Consider the following 4,595-nt stretch of genomic DNA (forward strand, 5'->3'; position numbering starts at 1 on the left):
GGGTAAAGCTCAGAGTAAGATCGCTGAGGTAGAGCAACCTGAAACATTCGCCTATAAACCTACAAGTTTTCATGGTATACTAAGACCGAAACTTACTGTTAAGGAAGGAGATAACGTAAAAGCTGGTACTACTATTCTTTTTGATAAAAAGAATGAAAGTGTAAAGCACGTGGCTCCTGTAAGCGGTGAAGTGGTAGAGATACGTAGAGGTGATAAAAGAAAACTTTTAGAAATAGTCATACTTGCTGATAAGCAAATGGAGTATGAGTCATTCAAGAAGTATTCTGTTTCTGATATCGCTAATGTAACCAGAGAAGAAGTGGTAGAGAATCTATTGACTTCTGGTACCTGGCCAAACATCACTCAAAGACCTTACGGTGTTATAGCAGATCCGGAAGAGACTCCAAAAGCAATATTTATCTCAGCTTTTGATTCTCACCCACTGGCACCTGATTACAATATACTTTTTAAAGGAGAAGATCAGTATTTCCAGGCAGGGCTTGATGTCCTAAAAAAACTTACTACTGGTAATATTCACCTCAATGTAAGTGCAGATACTGAATCACCTGCTATGTTTACTAATGCAAATAATGTAGAAGTAAACAAAATTTCCGGCAAACACCCTGCTGGTAATGTTGGTGTTCAGATCCATCACATCGACCCGATCAATAAAGGAGATGTAGTTTGGACGCTAGATCCATTTGGAGTTATCCAAATTGGTAAGTTATTCCTCGAAGGTAAGTATGATGCTTCAAAAGTAGTTGCACTTGCTGGATCTGAGGTTCAAAACCCACAATATTACAAGACGTATGCCGGTGCTTCTATCAAGAAAATGATAGAAAATAACATCAAAGATGGGCATGTAAGATATGTTTCTGGCAATGTGCTCACTGGTGAGAAAATCGCTAAAGACGGCCACATTGGCTTTAGAGATAATCTGGTAACGGTAATACCAGAAGGAGATGAGTATGAATTATTAGGTTGGATAAAGCCAACAACTGATAAGTTAAGCTTCCAGAGAGCATTTGGTTTGTTATCTTTCTTAAATCCAAAGAAAGAGTTTGTAGTAAATACAAATACCAAAGGTGAGCCTAGAGCATTCGTGCAAACGGGAGTATTTGAGCAGGTTACTCCAATGGATATTTATCCTACATACTTGCTTAAAGCTATTTTAGCAGAAGATTTTGATGATATGGAAGCATTAGGCATATACGAAGTGTTGGAAGAAGACTTGGCGCTTTGTGAATTTGTCGATGTTTCAAAGCATGATGTACAGGCCATTGTAAGAGAAGGTCTGGATTTAATGCAATACAGTTAATTATTTAAGAAGTAGCGATATAAGATGAAGTTTTTAAGAGATGCACTTGATAAAGTAAAGCCACACTTCGAAAAAGGAGGTAAGTGGGAGAAGTTTTACTATATATACGAGGCTCACGAGACGTTGCTATTTGCCCCTAATCACACTACCAAAGCTAATGGTGTGCAGATTAGAGATGCAATAGACATGAAGCGAATGATGATGACGGTAATTATCGCCATGATTCCATGTCTCTTATTTGGTATATATAATACAGGATATCAGCATTTTATTGCTATAGGGCAGCCAGATGCTGCTTTGGCTGATATGCTCTGGATTGGTGTTAAGCAAGTAATTCCTATTGTGGTAGTATCGTATGTAGTTGGTCTATCAGTAGAGTTTACTTTTGCTACAATCAGAAGACACCCAATAAACGAAGGTTTCTTGGTTACAGGTATGTTAATACCATTAGTAATGCCTCCGGATATTCCGTTGTGGCAGGTTGCTCTGGCGGTTATTTTCGCAGTAATTATTGCTAAAGAAGCTTTTGGAGGAACGGGTATGAATGTGCTTAACGTGGCTTTAACGGCAAGAGCATTTTTATATTTTGCTTATCCTAGTCAGATTTCTGGTGATGTTTGGACTTACATAGGTGAAGGTAATGAAGCAGTTGCTGGTTTTTCTGGTGCTACTCCATTATCAATAGCAGGTGACGCTGTAACTAATGGACAAAACGTTTTGGCTTCACTTAATACCTTTGGCGGTAGTTGGGGTGAAGGTTTGTTTGGATTCAATAACCTGATTGTTGGTCTTTACCCAGGTAGTATAGGTTCTACTTCAGTTATCATGTGCCTTGTAGGTGCTATTATACTAATTGTAACTGGTGTAGGAAGCTGGAAAATCATTACAAGTGTATTTGCTGGAACCTGGTTGATGGGATTCATTTTCAACTTAGTAGGAGCTAATGAATATATGTTAATGCCTGCTCACTACCACCTCATTATTGGAGGTTTGGCTTTTGGAGCTGTGTTTATGGCCACAGACCCTGTGAGTGCAGCGCACACAGAAACAGGTAAGTGGATTTATGGAATATTGATCGGGATGCTTACGGTGTTAATCCGAGTGTTTAACCCTGCTTATCCTGAAGGTATCATGCTAGCCATTCTACTGATGAATGTGTTCGCACCATTGATTGATCATTATGTAGTTATTTCGAACAAAAAAAGAAGATTGAAACGTGCAACAGTCTAACGGATATATCATTTTATTTACGGCCATCATGACAGTGGTGGTTGGAGGAGTACTTTCATTTACATCTCAAGTACTCGCACCGGCACAGAAGAAATCGATAGAACTTGATACTAAAAGCCAAATTCTATCTTCTGTAATGGATAGAGAAAAACTTGGGAAGATGACTCCTGAGGAAGTACTTAGCATGTACGACAAGAGAATCACCTCACTTGTAGTTGATATCAACGGGCAGTCTGTTGAAACTGACGAAGATGGTGAGCCTGTTGTGGCAGAAAAAGTAGATATACTTAAAAACTACAAAAAAGAGCCAGAAGAGAGACTCTATCCTGTATTTAAATACATGAGTGCAGATAATCCTGAAAAGGTCGATGCTTACATTTTACCATTGTATGGTGCAGGTCTTTGGGACAAAATCTGGGGCTTTGTAGCTCTTGATAGCGATCTGATTACTATTGCCGGAGCATCTTTTGCGCATAAGGCAGAAACGCCAGGCTTGGGTGCTAGAATAGCAACACCGCAAATTCAACAAAGATATGTGGGTAAGAAAATTTATGATGGTGATGAGCTTGTATCAGTAATGATGGTAAAAGGTGAGGGCAATCCTAACCTTTCAGAACATCAGGTAGACGGTATGTCTGGTGCAACAATTACTGGTAAAGGCCTGAACAATATGTTGGCCAATTACTTGAATTACTACCAGTCTTATTTCAAAAAATTAAAAAATGAAACTACAGCTTCTCTCTAATCAATTGGAGCTGTTTAAATAGATATTATTTCTTATGAGTACAGAAACTTTAGAGAAATCGCAGGAAGAAGAAGTGGTAAAGACCCCATCGGAAGGTCTTCTCTCGAAAAGGAGAAAGCGTCTGATGTCAGATCCACTTAATGAAGACAACCCAATCACCGTACAGGTTCTTGGTATTTGTTCTGCGTTGGCTATTACCATTAAAATGGAGCCAACACTTATCATGTCAATTGCAGTAATTTTCGTGATTGTGTTTGCCAACCTCATTATTTCATTAATCAGAAACCTGATACCAAACAGGGTACGTATTATCGTACAGCTTGCGGTAATTGCAACCTTAGTAACGCTCGTAAGTGAAGTGCTTAAGGCTTACAATTACGAAATGTATAAAGTACTAGGAGCTTTTGTTGGTCTAATTATTACCAACTGTATTGTAATGGGTAGATTAGAGGCATTTGCAATGGGTAACAAACCTTACGACTCTATCTTAGATGGAATCGGTAGTGGTTTTGGTTATGCATGGATCATTCTTACTGTAGCTTTCTTCAGAGAATTATTTGGTTCGGGTTCATTTTTTGATTTTCATGTTTTTGCAGCACTAGGCTGGGAAAATTTCCCAACAAATGGACTAATGGTTGACTCAATTGGAGCCTTCATGGTATTAGGAATTCTTATTTGGGTACAGCGATCAAAAACTGGATACGTAGAACATTAATTAAAGAAAAATGGAATTAGTTAATTTAGGTATAAAAGCAATATTTGTTGAGAACATGATCTTCGCCTATTTCTTAGGCATGTGTTCATTTCTCGCAGTTTCTAAAAAGGTTTCTACGGCTGTAGGTCTTGGTTTTGCAGTAATTTTCGTGCTCACAATCACTGTACCTGCCAACTGGTTGTTACAAGAATATGTACTTAAGGAAGGTGCATTGGCTTGGTTAGGAGCCGATTTCGCATCTATCAACTTAGAATTTTTACAGTTTATCATGTTCATCGCAATTATTGCTGCCATGGTACAACTTGTTGAGATGATTATAGAGAAGTTTTCTCCTGCGCTTTACGGCTCATTGGGTATTTTCTTACCGCTTATAGCTGTAAACTGTGCTATTCTTGGTTCATCTTTATTTATGGTACAAAGAGATTATACGTTGTCTGAAGCTACAGTATTTGGCTTCGGATCGGGTATAGGCTGGTTATTAGCAATTGTAGCTTTGGCAGCGATTAGAGAAAAATTAAAATACTCAAATGTACCTGACGGACTTAAAGGATTAGGTATTACTATGTTGATCACCGGTTTGATGGGTA

Annotated in this window: 5 protein-coding genes; all 5 read left to right on the forward strand. The window is 38.5% G+C overall.

Annotation, left to right across the window (positions count from 1 at the left end; translation table 11 throughout):
• Window positions 1-1,318: Na(+)-translocating NADH-quinone reductase subunit A (locus E1176_RS05650; protein WP_155209592.1), on the forward strand; the 1,318-nt coding region annotated here is incomplete at its 5' end.
• A 24-nt stretch (window positions 1,319-1,342) separates the two neighbouring features.
• Window positions 1,343-2,548 carry an NADH:ubiquinone reductase (Na(+)-transporting) subunit B gene (locus E1176_RS05655; protein WP_155209593.1) on the forward strand — a complete coding sequence of 402 codons (1,206 nt, stop codon included), beginning with the start codon at window positions 1,343-1,345 and terminating at the stop codon, window positions 2,546-2,548.
• On the forward strand, window positions 2,535-3,293 hold the full coding sequence (nqrC, locus tag E1176_RS05660) for an NADH:ubiquinone reductase (Na(+)-transporting) subunit C (protein WP_185152648.1): 759 nt from the start codon (window positions 2,535-2,537) through the stop codon (window positions 3,291-3,293). The genes E1176_RS05655 and nqrC overlap by 14 nt, the downstream gene beginning before the upstream one ends.
• A gap of 34 nt (window positions 3,294-3,327) precedes the next feature.
• Window positions 3,328-4,008 carry an NADH:ubiquinone reductase (Na(+)-transporting) subunit D gene (locus E1176_RS05665; protein WP_155209594.1) on the forward strand — a complete coding sequence of 227 codons (681 nt, stop codon included), beginning with the start codon at window positions 3,328-3,330 and terminating at the stop codon, window positions 4,006-4,008.
• Window positions 4,009-4,018: 10 nt separating this feature from the next.
• On the forward strand, window positions 4,019-4,595 hold a 577-nt coding region (nqrE, locus tag E1176_RS05670; RefSeq protein WP_155209595.1), incomplete at its 3' end, for an NADH:ubiquinone reductase (Na(+)-transporting) subunit E.

The sequence above is a fragment of the Fulvivirga aurantia genome, from assembly GCF_009711475.1.
Classification (GTDB): Bacteria; Bacteroidota; Bacteroidia; order Cytophagales; family Cyclobacteriaceae; genus Fulvivirga; species Fulvivirga aurantia.